Raw genomic sequence first — 25,570 nt, forward strand, 5'->3', positions numbered from 1 at the left:
TCATAATTTAACGATGATCGTCCCCACAGCTTAGCTTGAGGCCTTGAACCCCATGCGCACGCTCTTCCTGCAGGCACCCACCTTCGATGGCTTCGACGGGGGCGCCGGCTCCCGCTATCAGGCCAAGCGCGAGATCAAGTCGTTCTGGTATCCGACCTGGCTGGCCCAGCCCGCCGCCCTCGTCGAGAATTCCAAGCTGATCGACGCACCGCCCCACAAGACCAAGCTCGAGGAGATCCGCGGCCAGGCCAAGGACTTCGATCTCGTGGTGCTCCACACCTCGGTCCCGTCCTTCAAGTCGGACGTGAAGACCATCGAGGCGCTGAAGGCCGAGAACCCGAATCTGAAGGCCGGTCTGATCGGCGCCAAGGTCGCTGTCGATGCCGCCGGCTCCCTCGCCCAGGCGCCCGCCGTCGATTTCGTGGCCCGCAACGAGTTCGACTTCACGATCAAGGACGTCGCCGACGGCGTCGACATGTCCCAGATCAAGGGTCTGTCCTACCGTAACTCTTCGGGCGTCATCGTTCATAACGAAGACCGTCCGATCATGACGGACATGGACCAGCTGCCCTTCGTCACGAGCGTGTACAAGCGCGACCTCGTAATGGAGAACTACTTCATCGGCTACCTGAAGCACCCCTACATCTCGTTCTATTCCGGCCGCGGCTGCAAGAGCCGCTGCACCTTCTGCCTCTGGCCGCAGACGGTCGGCGGCCACACCTACCGCACCCGCTCGGTCGGCCACGTGATCGAGGAGATCAAGTACTGCCTGAAGGCGTTCCCGCAGACGAAGGAATTCTTCTTCGACGACGACACCTTCACCGACAACCTGCCCCGCGCCGAGGAGATCGCCCGCGAGCTCGGCAAGCTCGGCGTGACCTGGTCCTGCAACGCCAAGGCCAACGTGCCGCGCGAGACCCTGAAGATCCTCCGCGACAACGGCCTGCGCCTGCTGCTCGTCGGCTACGAGTCCGGCAACCAGCAGATCCTTCACAACATCAAGAAGGGCATGCGCGTCGAGGTGGCCGAGAAGTTCACCAAGGATTGCCACGAGCTCGGCATCGCCATCCACGGCACCTTCATCCTCGGCCTGCCCGGCGAGACGAAGGAGACGATCCAGGAGACGATCAAGTACGCGACCCGGATCAACCCGCACACGATCCAGGTGTCGCTGGCGGCGCCCTATCCGGGCACCTTCCTCTACAAGCAGGCGGTGGAGAACGGCTGGCTCGACGTGGAGAACGCGGAGCTCGTCGACGAGAACGGCGTGCAGGTCGCGCCGCTGCACTACCCGCATCTCTCGCATACCGAGATCTTCAACTCGGTCGAGGACTTCTACAAGAAGTTCTACTTCCGCGCCCCGAAGATCGCCTCGATCGTCGGCGAGATGGTCCGCTCGCCGGACATGATGAAGCGCCGCCTGCGCGAGGGCGTCGAGTTCTGGCACTTCCTCAAGGACCGTCAGTCCGGCGCCAAGGCTGCCTGAACGGGACGGCATCGATCCTGCGGAACGGCCGGGCGCTCGCCCGGCCGTTTTCGTTTCAGTCCGCGACCGAGCTCTTGGCCGTTTCCGGCATCCGCATCACGCAGAACAGGCTGATGCCGGCCGCCGTGGCAAGATAAAGCCCCACGGCGCCGATGCCGCCGCGTTCGGCCAGAGCCTGCGCCAGGAAGGGCGCCGCCGAGGCCCCGACAATGCCCCCGAGATTGTAGGTCACCGAGGCGCCCGTGTAGCGCACCCGCGTCGGAAACAGCTCCGGCAGGAGCGCGCCCATCGGCCCGAAGATCCAGCCCATGGCGAACAGGCCGAGGCAGAGGAAGGCCAGCACGGCGACCGCCGAGCCGCTGCCCAGAAGCGGGCCGATCAGCAGGCCGAGCCCGGCGGCGCAGAGGAGGCCCGCGATCAGCACGGGGCGGCGGCCGAACCGGTCCGCGGCCGCACCCGAGAGCGGGATCGCCAGGGCCATGAAGCAGACGGCGACGCATTCGAACAGCAGGAAGGCCGGGCGGCCATAGCCGAGGCGGCCGACGCCCCAGCTCAGGGCGAAGACCGTGGTGATGTAGAAGACGGCGTAGCAGGCGATCATCGCGCCCGTGCCGAGCAGCGTCGCCCTGCGATGGCGTGTCAGGATCAGGCCCAGCGGCACCGCCTCCGGCCGGCTCCGGGCCAGCGCCGCGGCGAAGACCGGCGTCTCGGTGAGCTTCAGCCGGACATAGAGCCCGACCAGCACCAGGGCGGCGGAGGCCAGGAAGGGAAGCCGCCAGCCCCAGGATTCGAACTGCGCCGGGGTGAGCGCCACGCTGAGGCCGAGGAAGCCGAGATTGGCCGCGACGAAGCCGAGGGGCGCGCCGAGCTGCGGGAAGATGCCGTAGAGCGCCCGCCGCCCGGGCGGGGCGTTCTCCACCGCGAGCAGGGCCGCACCGCCCCATTCCCCGCCGAAGCCGATCCCCTGGCCGAAGCGCAGCAGACACAGGAGAGCCGGAGCGATCCAGCCGGCGCTGGCATAGGAGGGCAGGCAGCCGATCAGGACGGTCGAGACGCCCATGATCATCAGCGAGGCGACGAGCGTCGCCTTCCGTCCGATCCGGTCCCCGTAATGCCCGAACAGGGCCGCCCCCACCGGCCGGGCGATGAAGGCGATGGCGAAGGTCGCAAAGGCGTTCAGCGTCTGGGCGGCCTGATCGCCCGGCGGGAAGAAGAGCGGCCCGATCACCAGCGCGACGGCCGTGGCATAGACGTAGAAATCGTAGAACTCGATCGCGGTGCCGATGAAGCTGGCGATCAGGATCCGGCGGGCGGAGGGAGCGGAGGCGGGCATGCCCGCGCTCTACACTCTGCCGCCCCGGCCGTCGCGGTCGCGCTTGCGGCTTCCCCCGCTCTTGACCGGAACCGGCTCTCCCGTCAGTCCGCCGGGAGGTGCGAGGCAAGCGGGAGAGACGCGCGTGAAGCGACTGGTCGTGACGGCCGACGATTTCGGCCTCAGCGATGAGGTGAACGAGGCGGTCGAGCAGGCCCATCGCGAGGGGATCCTGACCGCGGCGAGCCTGATGGTGTCGGCACCGGCCGCCGCCGACGCGGTCGCGCGCGCCCGGCGGATGCCCTCCCTGCGGGTCGGCCTGCATCTCGTCCTGGTGGAGGCGTGGCCGACCCTGCCGCCGGCGCAACTGCCTGATCTCGTCGACGGGCAGGGCCTGATGCGCCGGGACATGGGGCGGCTCGGGTTCGACCTCGCGGCCCGGCCCGCCGCGCGGCGCCAGCTTGCCGCCGAGATCACCGCGCAATTCGAGGCCTATCGGGCGACAGGCCTGCCCCTCGACCACGTCAACGCCCACAAGCATTTCCACGTCCACCCGCTGATCGCGGGGGCCGTGCTCGCGATCGGCCGCCGTTATGGGATGCGGGCGATCCGGGTGCCCCGGGAGCCGCGGCCGCTGCTGCGGCTCGCCGAGCCGGGCGCCCGGCCGCGGGCCGCCCTCGACATCGCCCCCTGGGCCGCGCTGCTCGCCGCCCGGGCGCGGCAGGCGGGGCTGCTCATTCCGGACCGAACCCTCGGCCTCGCCTGGTCCGGCGCCATGACGCCCGGCCGGGTCGCCAGCCTCCTCGCGCATCTGCCGAACGGGCTCACCGAACTCTACACGCACCCGGCCACGGCGGGAGGCTTTCCCGGCGAGGCGCCGGGTTACGCCTATGCGGCGGAGCGCGACGCGCTGATCGCCCCCGCCGCCCGTGAGGCCGTCGCACGCTCGGGAGCCCGGAGCGGGGGCTTCTCCGACTTCCTGTGAGCCGGCCTCCCTGCGCGGGGCTTGAAGGCCCCACGCAGGGATCGCTCACTTCACCGCTGCGGCCTCGCGCATCGTCTTGTTGGTGCCCGGCTTGGTCCCGGGCAGCTTTCCGGCTTCCTCGCCCTCCGGCCGATCCTTGTCGGGATGAACCGGGGGCGGGCCGAGGAAGGCCGGCACCACGAAGAAGGCGGCGATCAGGGTGAAGAACAGCGACAGGGCGAGGAGCTTGCCCATGCTCGCCGTGCCCGGATGGCTCGACAGCATCAGCGAGCCGAAGGCCGTCCCCGTGGTGAGCGCGGAGAAGAAGATCGCCCGCGTCAGGCTGGAGGCCAGCATGTCGACCACGCCCGCCCGCCAGGCGATCACGTAGTAGATGTGGAAGGCCACGCCGACCGCGAGCATCAGCGGCAGCGCGATGATGTTGGCAAAGTTCAGGGGCATGCCGATGACGTGGAGCGCCATCAGCGTCCAGAGCGTCGCCAGCACCAGCGGCCCGAGCGTCATCGCCACGTCCCAGGGTTTGCGCAGGGCGATGGACAGGATGATGAAGATCAGCACGAAGGCGGTGATGCCGGCCTGCATGAAGGCGCCGAGGATGGTGTAGCTCGACTCGGTCGTCGCCACAGGCGCGCCGGTGGCATGGGAATCGACCGTGCGCACCTGCTTGGCGAAGCGCCGCAGCACCTCGTCGTCGTTGGAATTGCCCTTGGGATGCACCTCGATGCGGGCGCGCCCATCCGCGGTCACCCACTCGGCCTTGAGCTGCGGCGGCAGGTTCTCCAGCGTGATCTTCTGCGGGTTGAGCAGGTCGCTCAGGCGCCGCATCAGCGTCTTCAGATCGGTGGTGAGCGCGACGGAGGCCGCCTCGCGGGTCGCCACCGGCGCCGCGGCGAGCTTGTCGAGCGTCTCGGAGAGATCGCCGGCGGCCTTGGCACCCCCCTTGTCCCCGGCGATCGTCTTGAGCGCGGTCGCGGTCTCCTTGAGCGCCTTCACGTTGTCCGCGTCGGTCGGCGGCGGAGGCTTGCGGCCCGGGTTGAGAGAGGGTGCGAGGAGCTGCGCCGTCTCCTGGATGGTCGCGAGCTTCTGGTCCTGGTCCCGCGGAACGAAGGTGTCGATGCTGTAGAGCTCGGCCACCGAGTCGAGCTTCTTCAGCCGCTCGGACACTTTCGGCACGTCCGCCACCGACGGCGCCAGCACGTCGATCGTGTTGGGGCTGGTGCCCGGATCCTTGATCAGGTCGAGATAGGTCGCGATCGACTCCACCTTCGGGCTGCGCAGGTGCATCGGGTTGGAATCGAAGGGCAGCTTCAGGAGAAGCGGGATCCCGGCGACGGTCAGGAGACCGACGCCGATCAGCACCCATTTCCGGTGCACGATAATCCAGTGATCGACCCCGGCGAGCCAGGTGGTCTCGACCGCCTGCTTCTCACCCTTGGGATTGAACAGGGCGATGAGCGCCGGCAGGACCGTCAGCGAGAAGAGATAGGCGACGATCATGCCCGAGCCGGCGATGAGGCCGAGCTCGGAGACGCCGCGGAACTTGGTGGGCAGGAAGGCGTAGAAGCCGGCGAGCAGCGAGACGGCAGCGAGGGTCAGCGACCATCCCACGCCCCGGGCGGCGGCCCGGATCGCGGGTTCGATCCCGTTCTCGACATAGCGGTCGGCCCGGTAGCGAACGGCGAACTGGATGCCGAAATCGATCCCGAGGCCCACGAACAGGGCCGCGAAGGCCACCGAGATCGGGTTGAGCTCGCCCACCATGAGGAGGCCGAGCGCCGCCGTGACGACGAGGCCGGCGAAGGTCGTGAGCAGCACGGCGACGACGAGCGGCGCAGAGCGCAGCGCCAGCCAGAGGAACAGGACGATGGCGCCCGTCGTCAGCGAGTAGTTGAGGAGGGCATCGTCGGCGAGCGTCGCGAACTCGTCGTCAGCCACGGCCACCGGCCCGGTCAGGCGCATGCGCATGCCGTATTCGGGCGTGATCTTCAGCTCCTTGGCGACGTCGCGGATCAGCTTCGTCGCCTCGCGGCCGGGCTCGAGCGCGTTGTAGTCCAGGCGCGGCTGGATCATCACGAACTTGCGTTTGTCCGTGACCGTGGACTTGCCGCCGGCGAGAAGCTCCTGCCACGACATCCGCGCCCGCTGACCGTCGAGCACCTTCCGGATGGTGGTGTCGATCTGGTTCATCGGCCGCTCGAGATCCTCGAGCTTGGCGTCGCCGCTCTTCACGCCCTTCACGCCGAGATTGAGCACCCGCATGATGCCCCGCAGGGAGGGATCGGCGGCGAGCGGTCCGAGCAGGCCCTGCTGCTCCACCAGCTTCTCGGTCGTCTGCTCCAGCTCCTTCTGCGACATCAGGAGCAGGCCGTTGCGGTCGAAGAACGGACCGCCATCCGGACGGTAGACCGTCTCGATCTCGCTCTTGTGCGCGGCGAGCGCCCGCGACAATTCGGCCGCGGCCTCCTCGGCCTGTTCCGGCGTCTCGCCATCGATCACGGCCGCGACGAGGTTGGAGCGCTGCGGGAAAGCCTTCTCGAAGGCGATCTCGTCCTGGCGCCAGGGGACCTTGGAATCGATCAGCCGCTCGACATCGGTGTTGATCCGGAACAGCTTGGCCGAAAGACCCGCGCTCGCCACGGTCACGAGCGCCGCGAGGGCGAGGACGAGCCACCGGCGCTTTACGGAAAACGCGACGAGACGTTCGATCACGAGGTTCCTGCCTGCCTTCGGTCGTGGGCTGCGGTTGGAGGGAGATAGGGCGCGAGCGCCTGAACACGGCTCCCGATCCCGCCCCGTCCGGCCCCGAAGTGGGGAAGCCGCCCGAATCGGCATCGAGCCGGGGCGGATCCTGCCCAAGGGAGGAGACCGGATCCATCCCGTGCGGCAGACGCGGCGCCCCCCTTTCCACGGGAAGACGCCGCCGGACGGCCGGGCTAAGTACTGTCCTTGGCACCGGAATGCAACGCAGCGTGAGAATCGTGGCCCCGGACGGGTCGGCGTGCAAAATCGCACCGCACAAGGATTGTGCGCAGCCGGCTCAGCAGCGAAGGCTCAAGCTGTCTCGAAATCGCCGCAAGAAACGGGAAGAGCGCGGGTTCAGGCACGGCTCCTGCTGGGCGATCGGGGTGTTCATCCGCCCGCCTCGGCTCCGGCAACGTGATCGCCAGACGGCGCGCCGGAGGGCCGGCACGCCGGGACAGTTCAGAGTCGTTTCAGCCTAGTTCGCTGGAAACCGTGTTCTTTTCGCGCTAAGCAGCCCCCCAATCCGGGGCCAACAACAAAGGAGCCGCGTCTTGGGAATTCCCGTTCGGTACGTCGCGAAGATCGGCGGCTACATCCTCAAGCAGCACCTGACCGGCCGCAAGCGGTACCCGCTCGTCATGATGATGGAGCCGCTGTTCCGCTGCAATCTCGCCTGTGCGGGGTGCGGTAAGATCGACTACCCCGACGAGATCCTGAACAAGCGCCTGCCCGTGGACGAGGCGCTGGAATCCGTGCGCGAGTGCGGTGCACCCGTGGTGGTGATCGCCGGCGGCGAGCCGCTTCTCCACAAGGATCTGCCGCAGATCGTCGAGGGCATCATCGCGCAGAAGAAGTTCGCGATCGTGTGCACGAACGCGCTCCTGCTCGAGAAGAAGATCGCCCAGTACAAGCCGAGCCCGTACTTCACCTGGTCGATCCATCTCGACGGCGACAAGGAGATGCACGACCAGTCGGTGTGCCAGCGCGGCGTCTACGACAAGGCCGTCGCGGCCATCAAGAAGGCCAAGGAGATGGGCTTCCGGGTCACCATCAACTGCACCTTCTTCAACAATTCCTCGGCCGACAAGATCGCCGACTTCTTCGACTCGGTGACCCGCATGGGCATCGACGGCATCACGGTCTCGCCGGGCTACGCCTACGAGCGCGCCCCCGACCAGCAGCACTTCCTCAACCGCAAGGCGACGAAGGAGCTGTTCCGCGGCGTGTTCCGGCACGGCAAGGAGAAGGGCCGCGAGAAGTGGACCTTCCAGCAGTCGGGCCTGTTCCTCGACTTCCTGGCCGGCAACCAGACCTACCATTGCACCCCGTGGGGCAACCCGACCCGCACGGTGTTCGGCTGGCAGAAGCCCTGCTACCTCCTCGGCGAAGGCTACGCGAAGACCTTCAAGGAGCTGATGGAGACCACGGACTGGGACGCCTACGGCACCGGCAACTACGAGAAGTGCGCCGACTGCATGGTCCATTCGGGCTACGAGGCCTCCTCGGTGGTCGATTCCGTCCGCAAGCCCTGGAAGCCGCTGGTCCATGCCCTGCGCGGCATCAAGACCGAGGGCGACATGGCGCCGGAGATCAGCCTCGAGAACCAGCGCCCCGCCGAGTTCGTGTTCTCGCGCAACGTCGCCGAGAAGCTCTCGGAGATCCGCGCCTCAGGCGTCGACACCAAGCGCGAGACCCAGAAGCGCGCGAGCGCGGCCTAAGCCCCGGAAGGCCTCGCCCGAATCCCGGGCGAGGCTCAGGAGCGCGCCGAGCCGGGACGGCCGGCGCGCCAGGGCCATCAGCACGGCGGCGATGTCGGGATCGCCGTTCGGTTTCAGGGCGTTGGCCGCGAAGGCGGGCAGCGCCCTTTCTGCGGGATCGCAGACCACGCGCAGGATGCCGAAGGGCAGGCCGTGCTGCGCCGCATAGGCGGCGGCGACCTGCGATTCCATGTCGACGGCGGCCGCGCCGGTCTCCTGCCGCAGGGCGGCCTTGGCCTGCGGGCTCAGCACCGCCGCCTCCACCCCCGCGACCTCCGCGGCGACCAGGGCGAGGCCGCTTCCCCCCAGGCGCCGGCGCCAGGCCTCGACGAGGCTCGGATCGGCCTGCCAGCGTTGCGCGCCGCGCACCGCCGTCCCGATCACGACGGCGCCGGGCTTCAGGGCCGGATCGAGCCCGCCCGCGATGCCGAAGCTGACCACCGCCCGCAGGCCCTCGGGCGGGTGCTCGGCGAGCCGCGCCCGCAGGCGCGCCGGATCGCCCCCCGCCTGCAGGGTCAGGACCCCGTCCCCGGCGGCGATCCGCGCCTCCCGCGCCAGCCCGCAGAGGGCGAGGACATCGCTGCGAAGGGTCGTCGTCATCGGTGTTCCGGTGGGTGGATGGGGGGCTTCCGCCCTTGCAAGCGCGCGCGCAGCGATCCGGGGGCGCCGCCTTTTCCGGACAGGTCGTGCCGCTGGATTGCGTCGGCTCCGCCTCGCAAGGACGGTTTGGACGTCGAGCCGGTCCGCCGCGCCGGTTGCGCGCGCATCTCCTCTCCCCGCCTGCGGGGAGAGGGGGGAGCCGGCTCGATCCGCTCTGGGTGACGCGGAAACGGTCTGGTAGCTCGTCCGCTCAGCTGCGCGCGCATCCCCTCTCCCCGCACGCGGGGAGAGGGCCGCGACGACCTTGTCGTCGGCGCGGCGAGGCGGCAGCCGAGGGTGAGGGGGCGGTGACGAAGGAGTCGCATCCGTTCAAGCCCCCTCACCGCCGCTCCGGCTTCGCCTGCGCTTCCCGCATGGACGACGAGGTCCATGCGGGCCTCTCCCCGCGTGCGGGGAGAGGGGGGAGCCGGCTCGATCCGCTCTGGGTGACGCGGAAACGGTCTGGTGGCTTGTCCGCTCAGCTGCGCGCGCATCCCCTCTCCCCGCGGGCGGGGAGAGGGCCGCGACGACCTCGTCGTCGGCGCGGCGAGGCGGCAGCCGAGGGTGAGGGGGCGGTGACGGAGGAGCCACATCCGTTCAAGCCCCCTCACCGCCGCTCCGGCTTCGCCTGCGCTCCCCGCATGGACGGCGAGGTCCATGCGGGCCTCTCCCCGCGTGCGGGGAGAGGGGGGGAGCCGACTCGACGCGCTTCGCTTCATCCTGGCCATCCCCACCTTCACGTCCTCCCCGCGGGAGGAGGAGAGAGGCCCATGCGCCCGTTACCGCACCGCCGTGGCCACGCCCGCGCCTGCGGCGATGGGGGATGTGACGGTTGAGAAGACGGAGAGGACCTTCTGGAGTTCGACCAGGGGGGCGTTGGAGACGTAGATCAGGTCGCGGTTGCGCATGCGGAAAGCCTGCTGCAGGAACAGGCTGTTGGGGTCGCGCATGTTGAAGCGGTAGACCACCGGCACGAGCTTGGCGTTGAGCAGGGGCGAGCGCGGGCGGAGGCGGCGCACCAGCGAGGCCGGCTCGAAGCGGAAGATGAAGGCGCCTTCCGGATCGGCGGCGAAGGTGGAGAGCCCCGAGGCCCGGGCCAGGGCCTGGGCGAGGGAGATGCCCTCGGCCCGAAACTCGATCTCGGTGGTGTTGCCGAGCGCCCCCACCGCCAGCACCGTCTGCGGATCACGCACCAGCGTCAGCGTGTCGCCCGGGCGCAGGTAGATGTTCTCGCGCGGGTTGGCCACCACCGCCGAGAGCGGCACAGTCACCGTGGTGCCGTTGCGCGACAGGCGCACGAACACCTCGTGCACCGGTGCGCGGGTGCCCCCGGCCGAGGCCAGCACGTCGAGCAGCCGGTCGCCCTTCTGCGAGAGCGGGATGCGCGCCCCGGCCACCACCTCGCCGTTGACGGTCACGCTCTGCGACAGGGGCCGCGACACGCTCACCAGAACCTGCGGCTGGATCGCCTTGCCGGACAGCTCGTTCTCGATCAGCGTCTGCACGTCCTGGGCGCGCCGGCCCGCCACCGGGATGCGCCCGGCATAGGGCACCGAGATCGTCCCGTCGCGCGCCACCGGCTGGTCCGGGATCATCGCCGACTTGGAGCCCGCCGAGAACCGGTCGGCCACCAGCGGGCCGGAGAACAGACCGCCCGAGCCCGCCTCCCAGATCTGCACCGAGACGGAATCGCCCACCCCGATCAGCGGCTCCGGCGCACCGCGATTGTCCCCGAAGGTCGAGAGCAGGCTGTCGAGCGGGCGCGCCCGCAGGGCCTCCACCACCGAGGCGTCAACGTCCACGATCTCGTAGCGCGCAAACAGACCCTCGCTCGTGGCAATGTCCGCCCCCTCAACGACCGCGCTCGTCGTCGGCCCAGAAGCCGGGAGCACCGAACACCCGGAGACGAGACCGGACAGGAGGGTGGTCGCCAGGGCGACGAGGGCGGTGCCGCGCAGAATCGAGGACTTCGCCTGAGAATTCACGCGCGCACTGCTCCGGTCCGGTCGATGAATGGTTCCGGTCAAAAGGCCTGGATCCCTATAACGAACGCTTAAGCGCTGCCGCACGGCAACCCTCGCGAGCAGACACCTCGGCCGACATTGCGTCACGACCGTGACAAGGCCAAGCTTTCATCGCGTTTTCCTGCGCCGGCCCCGGTCACATGCCCGCGCAGGAGACGGCCGAGCCCGTCCGCCGTGAGGTCGCGGCGGGTGGGCGAGCCGCCCTCGCCGCCGAAGCGGAACAGGGCGTAATCGGTGCAGGTATCGCCGAAACCCGGGCGGCAGTTCGGGAGGGACGGGGCGTGGTCCCCGTAGAGGCAGAGCAGCGCCGGCACGCCGGCGAGCCCGTCGATCAAGGTCTCCGCGGCCCGGCCGGAATTCGCGGCATGATGCAACCATTGCGCGAGCGGATCCACAAATCCCGGCAACCGCCCCGGCGGCCAGGGGCCGTGATTCTCCATGGTCACGCAGAACAGGAAGAGCGGGCGGGTCCGCCCCCGCACCTCTGCCAGGAGGTGGGCCGCCACGGCCGCGTCGCCGATATAGGGGCCGACCCTGTCGCCCTGGGCGAAGGCATCGCGATCGACGATGCGATCGAAGCCGAGCTGCGCGAAGATTCGGCGGCGCTCGAAGAAATCGGCATCGAAGGGATGCACGAAGACGGTCTCGTAGCCGGCGGCCCGGGCGAGGCGGGCGAGGCTCTCGGGCTCGCTCCCGCCGCCGGACAGGTAGGGATCGAAGACGCCGAAGCCGAGCTCCTCCGGGCGCAGGCCGGTGAGCACCGCATGCTCGGTGCGCATCGTGTAGGCGCCATGCGCCGGCACCCTCAGGCGGCCATGGCTCTCGGCCTGTTCCCGGATGCGCCGCATCAGCGGCAGGGCCGGGCCGCCGAGCCGCTCGGGATCGAGGAAGGATTCGAGCTGGACGACAACGATCACCTCCGGACCCGTCGCCGGGGCGGCGGGGGGCATCCGCGGGGCGGGACCGGCCGCGCGCTCGGCATCCCGGCGCAGGGCATAGCCGAGCAGGGTCGCGGGATGGCCGTAGCGGGCGACGTCCGCGGCGAGGGCGGGCCGCGGGAAGAGGCGCGCCAGCCGGGACCGGCCCCAGGGCGAGCGGGCGAGGGCGAGGAGGCCCGCCAGGGCCAGGGGCCAGAGCAGGAGGGCAGCGAGGGCGGCCCCGGTCGCCCGGGGCAGCTGGGCGGGCTCCAGCACGTACCAGAGGACGACGAGGCCGATCCCCCCCAGGGCCGGAAGCGCCACGCGCGGATCGGAGACCGGCGGCACGTAATAGAGCTCGGGGTAGCGGGGCACCTGCTTGAGCAGGGCGAAATCGCTGAAGGCGAGCGGCTCGCCGATGACCTTCCGCTTGAGCGCGCTCACCGCCTCGAACCCCGCCACCGTCAGCAGGCACGAGGTGGCTGCAAGCCAGGGCCGCCAGGAGAAGGTGAACCAGAAGGCCATGACGAGGGCATAGGCGGCCAGCCGCACCGCGAGGTCGCGCGGGCGCCGCCCGACCGCCACCGGCGAGGCGGCGGCCTCGATGGCGAAGGATCCGAGCAGCGCCACGAGAAGGGGCGCGAACACGCTCGTCAGGAGATCCGGCACGGCGCTCTCATCCCTCGCCCTCCGGTGCGCCCCGCACGCCGCGGCGCGCCCGCAGCGCCCGCAGCACCGGATTGATCAGGGCATAGCGCATCCGCATGACGAGCTGTCGGCCGCGGCCGATGGCGAGCCGGGACGGGCCGGCCGCGTCCCGCGCCTGCGAGAGCCGATCGAGCAGCTGCTCGGGCGTGCAGGGCTTCATCGCCACGGGATCGAGATAGACGGGATAGAGGAGCAGGGTGCCGGCCACGAGCTCGTCCAGGGCGAGGCGGCGGCCCCGGTCGGCGCCGGGCGCCAGATCCTCCGTGAGCCCCCAGCCGGAATAGAAGGGCCGGCCATGCACGCCGACGCGGATCCCGCGGATCAGGGCCTCGAAGCCGGCGAGGGAGGTCATGGTCTCGACATGGTCGACCCGGTCGAGCAGGTCGACGATGGCGAGGCCGGCCACGATCCGGTCGGCGATGGCAAGCGCCTCCGCCTCGGGGATCTTGCCCGGGCGGAAGCCCGCCTCCACGTCGGGATGCGGCTTGAACAGCAGGAACGCGTCCGGATGGCGGGCCCGGGCCGCCCGCAACAGGTCGCGGTTCGAGCGCACCTTCGGCGAGCCGAAGGTGACGGAGGCGTCGTCCTCGACCTGGCCCGGCACCAGCACGACCTTGCGCCCCGGGGGCCAGTCCATCGCCCCGGCATCGCGCAGGCCGACATTGTACTTGCTGAGCCGGCGCGCCACGATCGCCGCGCGCAGGGCCCCGGCCCGGGCGACGAGATCGGCCGGAAAATCGGTTTCCTTCAGGATGCGCGCGAGGCGGCTCTCGACCCGGGGATCGTAGTAGATCCCGAGATCGTCCAGCACGATGGAGGCGCCGGGCTCGAGGCTCGCCCCGAGCCCGACGGAACGCAGGAAGCCGTCCTCGATCCGCCGGAAGGGAATACCGGCCTCCGCGCAGAGGCGGGGCAGGCTCTCGGGCAGGCGCGTCGCCCAGGCCCGGATCTCGCCGCCCTCCCGGCGGGCGGCCGCGATCGCGTCCTGCGCGGTCATGGCGTGGATCGGCCGGCCCGCCGGCCCGTCCGCGAAGACGTCCATGGCCGGGCGCTTCCAGCCGGAGATCCCGACCAGCACCACGCGCCGCGCGTTCCCGGCGAAGCGCGCGCGCAGCCAGGCGACCCGTTCGACGGCCTCCTCGGGCGCGATCGGCGCCCGGGTCCAGGGATCGAAGTAATGCACGCCGGCGCCGTAGCGCTCCCGGAGCCCGTGGCTCGCGGCCGCCTCGGACAGGCCCGCGGCGGCAAGGCGCGCGCCGAAATCCGGGCCGAGGGACGCGCCGCCATAGGGGGCGTCCCGGAAGCGCAGGCACAGGCTGGCAAAGCCGGTCTCGGCCCGGTCATAGGGGCTGAGCAGGGGGCCCGGGGCGACGACGAGGGCGCCGGGCCAGGGCAGGCGCCGGGCCGAACCCTGCCAGAGCACCGGCAGCGGGGTCGGCGCGCGCGCGAGGTCGCGGCCGAGGATCGACTCGATCTCGGCGCGCAGCTGACGGATGGTTCGGCCGACCGGAAACGGCGCGTGGGGCAGGGGCGAGGACATCGGAACCCGAAACGAGCGCAGGGCCGCTCATAGTGCGGTTCGGCCCGCGACGGAAATCCGAAGGTTATCGACGGAAATTCCGTCGAGCGACGGAAAGCGGCGCCGCACAAATGTCGGGGAAGCCGCGCCGTTCGACCACACGGGAGCCGCAATCGCAGGCCACAGCTCGGCGATCGCGCCGATGGCGGGATGTGGCCGTCTCACAACGGCTTACGGGTTTCGCCGCCATCCCCAGCCTTGGCAAATTGTTAAGCTTCGGGTGGCATGCGACGTTGCTGATCGGTTCAGGGTCGCCCGGATCGAGGGAACCGCGCTTGGTATGACGCAGCCTCAGCCCGACATGCCCCGTGGACCGGCTGCCACCTTCCTTTTCCTGCAGGGGATCGCGTCCCCGTTCTTCTCGGAGCTCGGCGCCGCCCTGCGCGAGCGCGGGCATCGCGTCCGCCGCATCAACTTCGCCCCGGGCGACTGGCTGTTCTGGCGGGGCGCCTCCGACCATTACCGCGGCTCCCGGGCCGGCTGGGACGCCTATCTCCTCGGCTATATCCGTACGCACGGCATCACCGACCTGGTGCTGTTCGGCGATTGCCGGCCCTACCACGTGGCCGCGGTGAAGGTCGCCAAGCCGCTAGGCATCCGCGTGCACGTGTTCGAGGAGGGGTATCTGCGCCCCTACTGGATCACCTGCGAGCATGGCGGCACCAACGGCAATTCCTCGCTCTCCAAGGACGCCACGGAGATCCGGGCCCTGGCCCGCCGCCTGCCCAAGCCGGGCCGGGCGATGCCGCTCACCGGCGACATGACCCGGCGCAGCTTCTGGGACATCTCCTACAACGTCGCCAACGTCGCCTTCCCCTACCTCTATCCCGGCTTCCGCAGCCACCGCCCGAACCACATCATCCGGGAATATGCCGGCTGGCTGCGCAAGTTCTCCCGGCGGAGCCGCACCCGGAAGCACGCGGCGCGGGTGAACGAGCTCTACGGCATCGTCAACGCCGAGTACTTCCTGCTGCCGCTGCAGCTCGACAGCGACTACCAGATCCGCGTCCACTCGCCCTTCCTCGGGGTCGAGGCCTTCATGGACCGGGTGATCGCCTCCTTCGCCAAGCACGCGAATCCCGATGCGCGGCTCCTCATCAAGCTGCACCCTCTCGACAGCGGCATCATGAACTGGTGGAAGCGGGGCCGTCAGGCCGCCAAGCGCCACGGGGTGAACGACCGGCTCGACTTCATCGACGGCGGCGACCTGCCGACGCTGATCGACCGCAGCCGCGGCGTGGTGCTGGTCAACTCGACGGTGGGGATGCTCGCCCTCGAACGGGGCAAGCCGACGCTCGCCACCGGCACGGCGATCTACAACATGCCGGGCCTGACCCATCAGGGCAGCATCGACACGTTCTGGCGCAACCCGACGCCGCCGGATCGGGAGCTGATGACCGATTTCAGCCGGGTCGTGATGCACCGGACCCAGATCAACGGCGGCTACTTCTCGCGGCCGGCGATCGAGCGGGCGGTGACCGGCTCGATCCTGCGCATGGAATCGGTGCTGCCCGCCGCCGCCCTGGCCGCCGCCCGGGCCAATCGCGAGCGCGGGATGGATGGCGGCGCGCTCGCGCCGGTCTATTGAGCGCCGACACCTCCTCCCGAACGCGTTCCCCATGCCCGTCATCCTGATCACCGGCGCCTCGAGCGGCATCGGCGCGGCGCTCGCCCGCCACTACGCGGCACCGGGCACTGCCCTCGTCCTGAATGCGCGCGATGCCGGGCGCCTCGAAGCCGTGGCGCAGGCGTGCCGCGCCCGGGGCGCGCAGGCCCGGACCATGCCCCTCGACCTGCGCGACCGCGACGCGGTCGGGGCCTGGATCCGCGACCTCGACCGGGACACGCCCCTCGATCTCGTCATCGTGAATGCGGGGGTGAACGGTGGCCATCCGACCGGCGGCCTGGAGAGCGAGGCGACCGCCTTCGAGACCCTGGACATCAATCTCGGCGGCGCGCTCAACGTGGCCTTGCCCTGCGTGAGCCGGATGAGCGCCCGCGGGAGCGGCCAGATCGCCCTGGTCTCGTCGCTCGCCGCCTATGCGCCGCTGCCGGACGCCCCGGCCTATAGCGGCACCAAGGCCGCGCTCCTCGCCCATGGCCTCGCCCTGCGCACGAAGCTCAAGCCCCTGGGGGTGAAGCTCAGCGTCGTCACGCCCGGCTACGTGAAGACGCCGATGGGCGGCGTCATCAAGGGCTGGCGCCCCCTGGAGATGAGCGCGGAGGAGGCCGCCGCCCGCATCGCGCGGGGCCTGGAGCGGGACCAGGACGTGATCGCCTTCCCCGGCCTCCTGGCGGCTTTGGCCCGCGGCGCGATGCTGGTGCCGGAATCGGTGCGCAGCCTCGGCCTGCACAGCTTCCGCTTCAAGAATCAGCCGCGGCGCTGACGACGCCATGGGCCGCCCCCGGATCGCGCTCTTCACCCTCGAAGCGCTGCCCAATGCCCGCGCCGTCCGCCGCTTCGTCGCGGACCATGCGGAGGACATCGCCTTCCTCGGGCTCTCCAATGCCGAACGCCCGTCGAGCGGGGGGCTGACCGGCCAGGTCCGCCGGCACCTCGCCCGCTCGGGGCCGGGCTTCCTGCCCTATCTCGCGGTGAATTTCGGCCTGCCGGACCTGCTCCGGCCCCTGGCCCCGCTGACGCAGGCCGTGTCCGGCGCGCAGGAGACGCCCGAGGCGACGCCGCTTGCCCGGCTCGGCCGGCGGCTCGGCCTCCCGGTGCTGACGGTGGACGACGTGAACGGCGAGGCCGTGGCGGCGGCCTTCCGCGCGCATCGCCCGGACCTGATCGTGGCCTTCCATTTCGACCAGATCTTTTCCGGCGCGACCCTGGCGCTGGCGTCGCTCGGCGGCCTCAACCTGCATCCGGGCCTGCTGCCGCGCCATCGCGGGCCGGTGCCGACCCTGCACGCCCTGGCCGAGGGGGAGGGGGCCTTCGGCGTCACCGTGCATCGCCTCGCCGAGGCGATCGATGCCGGCGCGATCCTGGCCCAGGAGGCGCCGCCACTGCCGGCGGACGTCACCGCCACCCGCGCCGCCCGGCTCCTGCACGATCACGGGCGCTCGATGCTGGACCGGGTGCTCGCGGAGATCGCGCAGACCGGCCAGGTTCCGCAGGGCCGGACGGTTCCGGTGCTGCCCTATTGCGGCTTTCCCGACCGCGCGCTGCTGAAGACGATGGGGAAACGCGGCCTGAAACTGGTCGATGGGCGCGACCTGCGCGACGCGCTGCGCCTCCACCGCTGAGCGGCCGCCCCGGCGCAGGGCGTGTTTCCTGTCCCCTCGGGAGAGGTGGCCGCGAAGCGGACGGAGAGGACAGGGCCGGGGTTGCCGGCCTCGCGCGGAGGCCCACTCCACCGCGCTCACGCGCGGTTCCCCTCGCCCAGAGGGCGAGGAAAGGCGCGGCGACCGCTCACATCGTCCAGGAATAGAATGAGGGGTCGAGGGGAAGTCGACGGATGAGACTCTTCCGTTCGAACCCCCGCACCTTCGGCTGCCGCCTCGCTTCGCGACGACACCCAAGTCGGGCTTGCCCGACTTGAGCACCCATGAGCAGAATTCGGGTCGACCCGAATTCTGATGTCGCCGAAGCCCTCTCCCCGCAAGCGGGGCGAGGGGGGACGCGGGGCGACCGGGAGACTCCTCCCGAAGCCTCAGCGCGAGAACTTCTTGTACTTCAGCTTCTTCGGGATGATCGAGTCGGTGCCGAGGCGGCGCTTCTTGTCCTCCTCGTAATCCGAGAAGTTGCCCTCGAACCACTCGACATGGCTGTCGCCCTCGAAGGCGAGGATGTGGGTCGCGATGCGGTTCAGGAACCAGCGATCGTGGCTGATGATGACCGCGCAGCCCGCGTAATCCTCCAGGCCCTCTTCGAGCGCCCGCAGGGTCTCCATGTCGAGGTCGTTGGTCGGCTCGTCGAGGAGCAGCACGTTGCCACCCTTCCGCAGCGTGGCGGCGAGGTGGACGCGGTTGCGCTCACCGCCGGAGAGCACGCCGACCTTCTTCTGCTGGTCGCCGCCCTTGAAGGCGAAGGCCGCGCAATAGGCGCGGGAATTGATCTCGCGCTTGTTGAAATAGAGGATGTCGTTGCCGCCGGAGATCTCCTGCCAGACGGTCGCGTTCGGATCGAGCGCGTCGCGGGACTGGTCGACATAGCCGAGATGCACGCTCTCGCCGATCTCGATGGCGCCGCCATCGGGCTTCTCGACGCCGGTGATCATCTTGAACAGGGTGGTCTTGCCGGCGCCGTTCGGGCCGATCACGCCGACGATGCCGCCCGGCGGCAGCTTGAACGACAGGTTCTCGATCAGCAGTCGGTCGCCGAAGGCCTTGTTGAGGTTCTTGAACTCGATGACGTTCTGGCCGAGCCGCTCGGTGATCGGGATGACGATCTGCGCGGTGGCGTCGACCTTCTGCTGCTGCTTGGCGACCAGCTCCTCGTAGCGGGTGATACGCGCCTTGGACTTGGTCTGGCGGGCCTTCGGCGAGGCGGAGATCCACTCCTGCTCGCGGGCGATGGCGCGCTGGCGGGCCATGTCCTCGCGGCCCTCCTGCTCCAGGCGCTTCTGCTTCTGCACCAGCCAGGAGGAGTAGTTGCCCTCGTAGGGGATGCCCTTGCCGCGGTCGAGCTCGAGGATCCAGCCCGTCACGTTGTCGAGGAAGTAGCGGTCGTGGGTCACGATCAGGATCGCGCCCGGATAGGAGCGCAGATGACCTTCGAGCCAGTTCACCGTCTCGGCGTCGAGGTGGTTGGTCGGCTCGTCGAGGAGGAGCAGCTCCGGCTCCCACAGGAGCAGGCGGCAGAGCGCGATGCGGCGGCGCTCGCCGCCCGAGAGCGTGGCGACCGGCTGCTCGTCGCTCGGACAGCCGAGGGCTTCCATGGCCTGATCGACCTTGGAATCCAGCTCCCACAGGTTCTGCGCCTCGATCTGGTCCTGGAGGGCGGTCATCTCGTCCGCCGTCTCCTCGGAATAATTCATGGCGAGCTCGTTGTAGCGGTCGAGCAGCGCCTGCTTCTCGGCCACGCCCTCCATGACGTTCTCGCGGACCGTCTTGTTCGGATCGAGCTGCGGCTCCTGCGACAGGTAGCCGACGCGGGCGCCTTGCGCGACCCAGCCGTCGCCGGTGAAGTCCTTGTCGATGCCGGCCATGATCTTGAGCAGCGTCGACTTGCCGGCGCCGTTGATGCCGAGCACGCCGATCTTGGCATCGGGGTAGAAGGACAGGTTGACGTTATCGAGGACCTTCTTGCCACCCTGGTAGGTCTTGGTGAGACCCCGCATGTGGTAGATGAATTCGCGGGCCATTGCGGTTCCTTAGATTCCGGCGTCTCGACGCGAACCGGCCGTTCGACCCGCCGCGGCTCGATGAGGCCGCGCCGCGGGTCCGGCGACGTTCGGGATATGAGAGTTTCGTGCCCGAGTATCAGGGCGCCCGGAAGCGGGCAAGGACGCGACCGAGGAAGGCGCCCGCCCCGATGACGGCACGTGCCCCCGGATATGGGGACGGCGGGGGACGGCGCCAATGCGGCAGGGCCCGTTCCGGGCGATCGCGCGGTTCGGGCGGACTCCTCTCCCCCTTCAGGCGAAGGGGTTCCTGACCACTTCCGGCGCCTCGGCGGTCTCGGTGACAGTCTCGGGCAGATCCGCGCCTTCGAGGGCCGAGGCGATGGCGGCGAGGAGGTCGCGCAGCTGGCGGGCGCGGGCGAGGCCGGCCCGATCGCGGGTGATCTCCGCCGAGCCGTGCAGCGCGATCCGGCTCGAGCCGTTCTCGAAAGTGAGCGCGCCGAAGGTCTGCACGGAGGCATCGTCCGCGAAGGGCCGGAAGGCGGGCGCGGGTGTTCCGGGCCCGGCCGCTCCCGATTTGGTGCGCTTCGTCATCGCTCCCCCCTTCAGAAGATCGCCCGCATCACCTCGCGCCAGAGGGCGCGCAGGAGGCGGTGCAGTTCCCGGCGCAGCCAGGCCTCGAGGCCGTCCCGATCGCCGCGGTCAGAGGCGCCCCCGTCGCGGGAGAATTCCCGCGGCTCGGGCAGGTCCATGGTCCGGGTGCGTGCCGCCTCCGGCAGGGCGGGAAAGACCGCGAGACCGGCGAGACGGTCGAGTTCGGCCACGGAGATCCGGCGCCAGGCGCCACCTCCCGCATTCGCGGCGAGATAGGCCCCGGCCTCCCCGGATCTCGGATCGTAGACCGCCTTGTAGATCTGCGTCGGGACGAGGACGCGGCCCTTGAGGGCCTGTGCCGAACTGCCTTCGAAGATCGGTCCGGTCACCACGAAGATCTCGCCGCGCTCCAGGGCCAGCCGGCGCACGCTCTCCTCGATCGCCGCCCAGAGGGAGCGGTTGGCCTCGCGGTCCTGCGGCACGATGTTGGCGAGGGTGAAGGACTCGGCCTGGGCCGCGGCGCTCGGCATGTCGCCGGCGGGCGCCATGTGCCCGCGATCGAAGCCGCTGCGGACGTAATCGTCGAGGCGGGACCGCGCCGGCTCCGGAAGCCGCTCCTCCTCGTGGAAGGAATCCGCCCGCTCGACCTTTCGCGCGGCGAAGACGCCGCCGCGCGTCAGGCGCTCCGCCGCGTAGAGGGGCGTGCGCGATTGCGGGGAGTAGAGAATCGCGAAGGCCGCGTAGCAGAGGGCCTGCGCGCCGGTGCCCAGCCTGGGGTTCGTCAGCACCGGGGCCTGCCCGCTCGCGAAGACGTGTGGGCAGGACTCCGCGGCCGCCGCGCGCGGAACGAGGACGAGCAGCGCCGCGGCGAGCAGGATGCCGCGGCGCGGGCGCGGGGAAGGCGCGGTCACGGTCAGTGGCAGATGCGGACGTGACGGGTCCCGGAGGGCGTGGCCCGCTCGCGCCAGCCGCAGGGCCGGCCGAGGCGCCCTTCGAAGGGGTGGATGTCCCGGTCCGGCGGCCCCGGCGGCACGCGGGTGCAGCCCGGATCGAGGTCGCAGACGAGCGTGAAGGCGCCCGCGGCGAGCTCGCCCTCGATCTCCGCGGGGGAGGCCAGGGCGGGCTGCGCAAGCAGCGCGAGGGCCAGCGTGAGACAGCATGCCCCACGCCTGGGATTTGCGAGGGGACTCATGTTGCCCGGATGCCCGCTTCGCCGAAAATGCGCATGCACAATATTGATCATTCCGCTGGCATTCCATAGGTGGCGGTATCTACGTCCGCTGTCCGGGCGGCGTTCCTTGGCACATGAGGTGCGGGAATCTGCCGAAATCTCGGGATGTTCCATCCGATCCCTTCCCTGGATCATGGCATCCTCGGACGGCACCGTCCGACACCCGGCGGGAGCCGGAGGGGCGGCGGAAGGACACGGACGGTAACGCGAAGACAGGTCGGGGGCATCCATTGGCACTCGTTGACACCTCGATATTGGAGGGGCTTGAGACGCCGGATGCGCTTCGGCGTGTTCCGGAGGGCGAGCTTCAGGGGATCGCGGATGCGGTCCGTGCGGAGATGATCGACGCGGTCTCGGTGACCGGGGGTCATCTGGGCTCGGGTCTGGGCGTGGTCGAGCTGACGGTGGCGCTGCATCACGTGTTCGACACGCCCTACGACCGGGTGGTGTGGGATGTCGGGCACCAGTGCTACCCGCACAAGATCCTGACCGGTCGGCGCGACCGGATCCGCACGCTGCGCCAGGGCGGGGGCCTGTCGGGCTTCACCAAGCGGAGCGAGAGCGAGTACGACCCCTTCGGCGCGGCGCATTCCTCGACCTCGATCTCGGCCGCCCTCGGCATGGCGGTGGCGCGCGACCTCTCGGAAGCCGAGGCCAAGGCCTCGGGCGCCGAGCCGCCCAAGCGTCGCAACGTGATCGCGGTGATCGGGGACGGCTCGATGTCGGCGGGCATGGCCTACGAGGCCATGAACAATGCCGGTGCGCTGCATTCGCGCCTGATCGTGATCCTGAACGACAACGACATGTCGATCGCCCCGCCGGTGGGGGCGATGTCGGCCTATCTGGCGCGGCTGGCCTCGGGGGGCACCTACCGGAGCCTGCGCGAGACCGCCAAGCAGCTCGGCAAGCTCCTGCCCAAGGCGCTCTACGAGCGGGCGGTGCGGGCGGAAGAATATGCCCGCTCCCTGGTGGTCGGCTCGGGCACGATGTTCGAGGAGATGGGCTTCTACTATGTCGGCCCGGTCGACGGGCACAATCTCGACCACCTGCTGCCGGTGCTGAAGAACGTGCGCGACACCGAGCAGGGCCCGATCCTGCTGCACGTGGTCACGCAGAAGGGCAAGGGCTACGCCCCGGCCGAGGCTTCGGCCGACCGCTACCACGGGGTGGTGAAGTTCGACGTGGTCTCGGGCGTGCAGGCCAAGGCCAAGGCGAACGCGCCGAGCTACACCCGGGTGTTCGGCGAGAGCCTGATCAAGGCGGCCGATGCCGACGACAAGGTGGTGGCGATCACCGCGGCCATGCCCGGGGGCACCGGCATCGACCTGTTCGGCAAGGCGCATCCGACCCGGACCTTCGATGTCGGCATCGCCGAGCAGCATGCGGTGACCTTTGCCGGCGGCCTGGCGACGGAGGGCTACAAGCCGTTCGTGGCGATCTACTCGACCTTCCTGCAGCGGGCCTACGACCAGGTCGTGCACGACGTGGCCCTGCAGAACCTGCCCGTGCGGTTCTGTCTGGACCGGGCGGGCCTGGTCGGCGCGGACGGGGCGACCCATGCGGGGGCCTTCGATCTGGCCTATCTGTGCTGCCTGCCGAACATGACGGTGATGGCGGCGGCCGACGAGGCGGAGCTGGTGCACATGGTGGCCACCGCCCATGCCCACGACTCGGGCCCGATCGCCCTGCGCTATCCCCGCGGCGAGGGCGTGGGCGTGGAGATGCCCGAGCGGGGCGAGGTGCTGGCGATCGGCCGGGGCCGGGTGATCCGGCGTCCGGAGGGCGCGCGGGTGGCGCTGCTCTCGCTGGGCACGCGCCTGGCCGAGGCGCTGAAGGCGGCGGACGCCCTGGCGGCGGAGGGCATCGCCGTGACGGTGGCGGATGCGCGCTTCGCCAAGCCGCTGGACGAGGACCTGATCCTGGATCTGGCCGGCAGCCACGAGGTGCTGGTGACCCTGGAGGAGGGCTCGGTCGGCGGCTTCGGGGCGATGGTGCTGCACCTGCTGGCGGCCAAGGGCGCCCTCGATGCGGGCACGGTCCGGGTGCGCACCATGACCCTGCCCGACACCTACCAGGACCACGACAAGCCCGAGAAGATGTACGCCGAGGCCGGCCTCGACGCACACGGCATCCAAAATACCGTCCTCAACGCAATGCCGCCGGCTGATGCGCGGCCGGGGCGCCTGCGCCTCGCCTGATCGGGCCTGCAAGCGGAGCGCTTGCCGCTCCCGGTTTTCGGTGAGACAAGGCCCGCGCCTTCTGGAGGCGCGGGCCGTTCCGTACGAGCCGGCCTCCCCAGAGCCGAATCAAAGCGCCCGCCGTCCGTTCGGCGCCAGCGCCTGTCCCACGATGAATCCTGGCGTGCGATGACCGAGCCGACCCCGACCGGCCCCTTCGATGCAGGTCCGGTGCTCATCACCGGCGCGAGCGGCTTCCTCGGCGCCGCCCTCGTCGACGTGTTCCGCAAGGCGGGCTTCCGCGTGCGCATCACCGTGCGCGCCTCCTCGCCGCGCACCAACCTGACCTGGCCCGATGTCGAGATCGTCGAGGCCGACATGCGCGACGCCACCGCCGTCGCCGCGGCGATGAAGGGCCAGAGCTACCTCGTCCACGCCGCCGCCGATTACCGGCTCTGGGCGCCGGACATGGAGGAGATCGTCCGCACCAACCGCGATGGCACCCGCATCCTGATGGAGCAGGCGCTGAAAGCCGGCGTCGAGCGCATCGTCTACACGTCGAGCGTCGCGACCATCAAACCGCATGCCGACGGCACCCCCGCCGACGAGACCCGGCCGCTGACGCCCGAGACCGCCATCGGCGCCTACAAGCGCAGCAAGGTCGTGGCCGAGCGCGTGGTCGAGGAGATGGTCGCCCGCGACCGTCTGCCGGCGGTGATCGTCAATCCCTCGACGCCGATCGGCCCCCGGGACGTGAAGCCGACGCCGACCGGCCGCATCATCCTCGACGCCGCCCAGGGCAAGATCCCCGCCTTCGTCGATACGGGGCTGAACCTCGCCCATGTCGACGACGTGGCCGCCGGCCATCTGCTGGCCCTGCGCAAGGGGCGCATCGGCGAGCGCTACATCCTCGGCGGCGAGGACGTGATGCTGGCGCAGATGCTCGCCGACATCGCCGGCATGGTCGGCCGCAAAGCCCCGACCATGAAGCTGCCCTATGCGGTGATCTACCCGATCGCGTTCGTCTCCGAGCAGATCGCCCGCGTGACGGGCAAGGCCCCGCTCGCCACCCTCGACGGCGTGCGCATGTCGAAGTACCGGATGTTCTTCTCCGACGCCAAGGCGCGGGCGGAGCTCGGCTATTCGGCGCGGCCCTATCGCGAGGGCCTGTCCGACGCGATCCAGTGGTTCCGGACAGCGGGATACATGAAATGAGCGCCGCCTCGGCCATGCAGACCGCGAGCGACGCCCGCACGGGCAAGGGAGCGCACGACGAGAATTTTCCCGTCGCCTCGCACCTGATCCATCCGCGCAACCGCGGCGCGATCCTCGCCTTCTACAACTACGTGCGGGCGGGGGACGACGTCGCCGACCACGCGGATCTCTCGCCCGAGCGCAAGCTCGCGCTGCTCGATGCGCTCGCCGACGCGCTGACGGGGCAGGGGGCCTCCGACCCCTCGGTGGAACCGCTGAAGCGCGAGCTCGCCGCCCACAAACTGCCGCCGACCCACGCCCTCGAACTGCTCGAGGCCTTCCGCCTGGACGCCCGCAAGAGCCGCTACGCGGATTGGGACGAGCTGATCCAGTATTGCCGCTACTCGGCCATGCCGGTCGGGCGCTTCGTGCTCGACGTGCATGGCGAGGACCCGGCCCGGGTCTGGAAGACCTCCGACGCGATCTGCGCCGCCCTGCAGGTGCTCAACCACATGCAGGATTGCGGCAAGGATTTCCGCCATCTCGACCGGGTCTACATCCCCCTCGACCTGATGGCGAAGCACGGCGCCGAGGTGTCGATGCTCGGCCTCGACCGCGCCACGCCGCAGCTCAAGGCCGTGATCCGCGAGCTGGCCGAGCGCACGCTGGTGCTGCTCGAAGAGGGCGCACCGCTCCCCGGACAGATCGACGATTTCCGCCTGAGCCTGGAGATCGCCGCGATCCACCGGCTGGCCGTGGTGCTGACCCGGGGCCTGCTGACCCGCGATCCGCTCTCCGAGACGGTGCATCACAGCAAGGCCGCCTTCGCCATGACGGCTTTGGGCGGCATCGCCGCGACGCTGCTGCGACGGCCGTTCCGCAGCCGCGTCCGGACGGGGAAGACGGGAGCGAACCGGTGAGCACGACCCTTTCGACCGCG

General features: G+C 70.2%; 19 protein-coding genes. 9 read left to right on the forward strand and 10 right to left on the reverse strand.

All coding sequences use genetic code 11. The annotated features are described in order from the left end of the window. The first annotated feature begins 52 nt into the window (after window positions 1-52). Window positions 53-1,486: a hopanoid biosynthesis associated radical SAM protein HpnJ gene (gene hpnJ / locus MMB17_RS13645; RefSeq protein WP_238312018.1), complete on the forward strand. Its 1,434-nt coding sequence runs from the start codon at window positions 53-55 to the stop codon at window positions 1,484-1,486. Window positions 1,487-1,541: 55 nt separating this feature from the next. Here the strand turns inward: hpnJ and MMB17_RS13650 are convergent, their stop codons facing one another. Next, window positions 1,542-2,819, reverse strand: coding sequence for an MFS transporter (locus tag MMB17_RS13650; protein ID WP_241099120.1), 1,278 nt, complete (start codon window positions 2,817-2,819; stop codon window positions 1,542-1,544). A gap of 124 nt (window positions 2,820-2,943) precedes the next feature. Between MMB17_RS13650 and hpnK the strand changes: the two genes are divergently transcribed. Further along, a complete protein-coding gene (hpnK, locus tag MMB17_RS13655; RefSeq protein WP_241099121.1) occupies window positions 2,944-3,783 on the forward strand; it encodes a hopanoid biosynthesis-associated protein HpnK in 840 nt (279 codons plus the stop codon). 45 nt (window positions 3,784-3,828) lie between these two features. Here hpnK and hpnN read toward each other — a convergent pair whose 3' ends face one another. Continuing rightward, on the reverse strand, window positions 3,829-6,492 hold the full coding sequence (gene hpnN, locus MMB17_RS13660; RefSeq protein WP_241099122.1) for a hopanoid transporter HpnN: 2,664 nt from the start codon (window positions 6,490-6,492) through the stop codon (window positions 3,829-3,831). A gap of 584 nt (window positions 6,493-7,076) precedes the next feature. On the opposite strand from hpnN, the gene hpnH reads away from it, so the two are divergent. Beyond that, window positions 7,077-8,243, forward strand: a complete 1,167-nt coding sequence (gene hpnH, locus MMB17_RS13665) for an adenosyl-hopene transferase HpnH (protein ID WP_238312013.1) — start codon at window positions 7,077-7,079, stop codon at window positions 8,241-8,243. Here the strand turns inward: hpnH and MMB17_RS13670 are convergent. From MMB17_RS13670 to MMB17_RS13685, 4 genes are all read right to left on the reverse strand, one after another. Further along, window positions 8,193-8,882 carry a phosphorylase gene (locus MMB17_RS13670; RefSeq protein WP_241099123.1) on the reverse strand — a complete coding sequence of 230 codons (690 nt, stop codon included), beginning with the start codon at window positions 8,880-8,882 and terminating at the stop codon, window positions 8,193-8,195. The genes hpnH and MMB17_RS13670 overlap by 51 nt on opposite strands. Window positions 8,883-9,700: 818 nt before the next feature. Beyond that, the gene (locus MMB17_RS13675; protein ID WP_241102193.1) at window positions 9,701-10,882 is read right to left on the reverse strand and encodes a polysaccharide biosynthesis/export family protein; all 1,182 of its coding nucleotides are present in this window, start codon (window positions 10,880-10,882) and stop codon (window positions 9,701-9,703) included. Window positions 10,883-11,028: 146 nt separating this feature from the next. After that, window positions 11,029-12,531: an LTA synthase family protein gene (locus tag MMB17_RS13680; RefSeq protein WP_241099124.1), complete on the reverse strand. Its 1,503-nt coding sequence runs from the start codon at window positions 12,529-12,531 to the stop codon at window positions 11,029-11,031. A 7-nt stretch (window positions 12,532-12,538) separates the two neighbouring features. After that, on the reverse strand, window positions 12,539-14,110 hold the full coding sequence (locus tag MMB17_RS13685) for a capsular polysaccharide export protein, LipB/KpsS family (protein ID WP_241099125.1): 1,572 nt from the start codon (window positions 14,108-14,110) through the stop codon (window positions 12,539-12,541). 319 nt (window positions 14,111-14,429) lie between these two features. Between MMB17_RS13685 and MMB17_RS13690 the strand changes: the two genes are divergently transcribed. Genes MMB17_RS13690 through MMB17_RS13700 form a run of 3 tightly spaced genes read left to right on the forward strand, consistent with a single transcriptional unit; the run spans window position 14,430 to window position 17,395 of the window. Continuing rightward, the gene (locus MMB17_RS13690; RefSeq protein ID WP_241099126.1) at window positions 14,430-15,737 is read left to right on the forward strand and encodes a capsule biosynthesis protein; all 1,308 of its coding nucleotides are present in this window, start codon (window positions 14,430-14,432) and stop codon (window positions 15,735-15,737) included. 31 nt (window positions 15,738-15,768) lie between these two features. Further along, window positions 15,769-16,536, forward strand: coding sequence for an SDR family NAD(P)-dependent oxidoreductase (locus tag MMB17_RS13695; protein WP_241099127.1), 768 nt, complete (start codon window positions 15,769-15,771; stop codon window positions 16,534-16,536). Between the two features lie 7 nt (window positions 16,537-16,543). Continuing rightward, on the forward strand, window positions 16,544-17,395 hold the full coding sequence (locus MMB17_RS13700) for a formyltransferase family protein (protein ID WP_241099128.1): 852 nt from the start codon (window positions 16,544-16,546) through the stop codon (window positions 17,393-17,395). Window positions 17,396-17,802: 407 nt separating this feature from the next. Here MMB17_RS13700 and ettA read toward each other — a convergent pair whose 3' ends face one another. The 4 genes from ettA to MMB17_RS13720 form a co-directional block, all read right to left on the reverse strand. Then, window positions 17,803-19,455, reverse strand: a complete 1,653-nt coding sequence (ettA, locus tag MMB17_RS13705; protein ID WP_238311999.1) for an energy-dependent translational throttle protein EttA — start codon at window positions 19,453-19,455, stop codon at window positions 17,803-17,805. Between the two features lie 273 nt (window positions 19,456-19,728). Next, entirely contained in the window at window positions 19,729-20,028 is a 300-nt protein-coding gene (locus MMB17_RS13710; RefSeq protein WP_241099129.1) for a hypothetical protein, read from the reverse strand. A gap of 11 nt (window positions 20,029-20,039) precedes the next feature. Next, entirely contained in the window at window positions 20,040-20,939 is a 900-nt protein-coding gene (locus MMB17_RS13715; RefSeq protein WP_241099130.1) for a DNA/RNA non-specific endonuclease, read from the reverse strand. Window positions 20,940-20,941: 2 nt separating this feature from the next. Continuing rightward, entirely contained in the window at window positions 20,942-21,220 is a 279-nt protein-coding gene (locus MMB17_RS13720; protein ID WP_241099135.1) for a hypothetical protein, read from the reverse strand. 269 nt (window positions 21,221-21,489) lie between these two features. Here MMB17_RS13720 and dxs point away from each other — a divergent pair, with 269 nt between their 5' ends. From dxs to hpnC, 3 genes are all read left to right on the forward strand, one after another. Further along, on the forward strand, window positions 21,490-23,457 hold the full coding sequence (gene dxs, locus MMB17_RS13725; protein WP_241099137.1) for a 1-deoxy-D-xylulose-5-phosphate synthase: 1,968 nt from the start codon (window positions 21,490-21,492) through the stop codon (window positions 23,455-23,457). Window positions 23,458-23,625: 168 nt separating this feature from the next. Further along, the gene (hpnA, locus tag MMB17_RS13730; protein WP_241099139.1) at window positions 23,626-24,651 is read left to right on the forward strand and encodes a hopanoid-associated sugar epimerase; all 1,026 of its coding nucleotides are present in this window, start codon (window positions 23,626-23,628) and stop codon (window positions 24,649-24,651) included. Next, complete coding sequence (gene hpnC, locus MMB17_RS13735) at window positions 24,648-25,550, forward strand: squalene synthase HpnC (RefSeq protein WP_241099141.1); 903 nt, start codon at window positions 24,648-24,650, stop codon at window positions 25,548-25,550. Before hpnA ends, hpnC begins: the two co-directional genes overlap by 4 nt. The last annotated feature ends 20 nt before the right edge of the window (window positions 25,551-25,570 follow it).

Source organism: Methylobacterium organophilum (assembly GCF_022533465.1).
GTDB lineage: Bacteria > Pseudomonadota > Alphaproteobacteria > Rhizobiales > Beijerinckiaceae > Methylobacterium > Methylobacterium organophilum.

Excerpts from the sequence above, each read along its gene's own strand:
- hpnJ (WP_238312018.1), top strand. The coding sequence starts at position 53 with ATGCGCACGCTCTTCCTGCAGGCACCCACCTTCGATGGCTTCGACGGG.
- MMB17_RS13650 (WP_241099120.1), bottom strand. The coding sequence starts at position 2,819 with ATGCCCGCCTCCGCTCCCTCCGCCCGCCGGATCCTGATCGCCAGCTTC.
- MMB17_RS13670 (WP_241099123.1), bottom strand. The coding sequence starts at position 8,882 with ATGACGACGACCCTTCGCAGCGATGTCCTCGCCCTCTGCGGGCTGGCG.
- MMB17_RS13685 (WP_241099125.1), bottom strand. The coding sequence starts at position 14,110 with ATGTCCTCGCCCCTGCCCCACGCGCCGTTTCCGGTCGGCCGAACCATC.
- MMB17_RS13690 (WP_241099126.1), top strand. The coding sequence starts at position 14,430 with ATGACGCAGCCTCAGCCCGACATGCCCCGTGGACCGGCTGCCACCTTC.
- MMB17_RS13695 (WP_241099127.1), top strand. The coding sequence starts at position 15,769 with ATGCCCGTCATCCTGATCACCGGCGCCTCGAGCGGCATCGGCGCGGCG.
- MMB17_RS13700 (WP_241099128.1), top strand. The coding sequence starts at position 16,544 with ATGGGCCGCCCCCGGATCGCGCTCTTCACCCTCGAAGCGCTGCCCAAT.
- ettA (WP_238311999.1), bottom strand. The coding sequence starts at position 19,455 with ATGGCCCGCGAATTCATCTACCACATGCGGGGTCTCACCAAGACCTAC.
- MMB17_RS13710 (WP_241099129.1), bottom strand. The coding sequence starts at position 20,028 with ATGACGAAGCGCACCAAATCGGGAGCGGCCGGGCCCGGAACACCCGCG.
- MMB17_RS13720 (WP_241099135.1), bottom strand. The coding sequence starts at position 21,220 with ATGAGTCCCCTCGCAAATCCCAGGCGTGGGGCATGCTGTCTCACGCTG.
- hpnA (WP_241099139.1), top strand. The coding sequence starts at position 23,626 with ATGACCGAGCCGACCCCGACCGGCCCCTTCGATGCAGGTCCGGTGCTC.
- hpnC (WP_241099141.1), top strand. The coding sequence starts at position 24,648 with ATGAGCGCCGCCTCGGCCATGCAGACCGCGAGCGACGCCCGCACGGGC.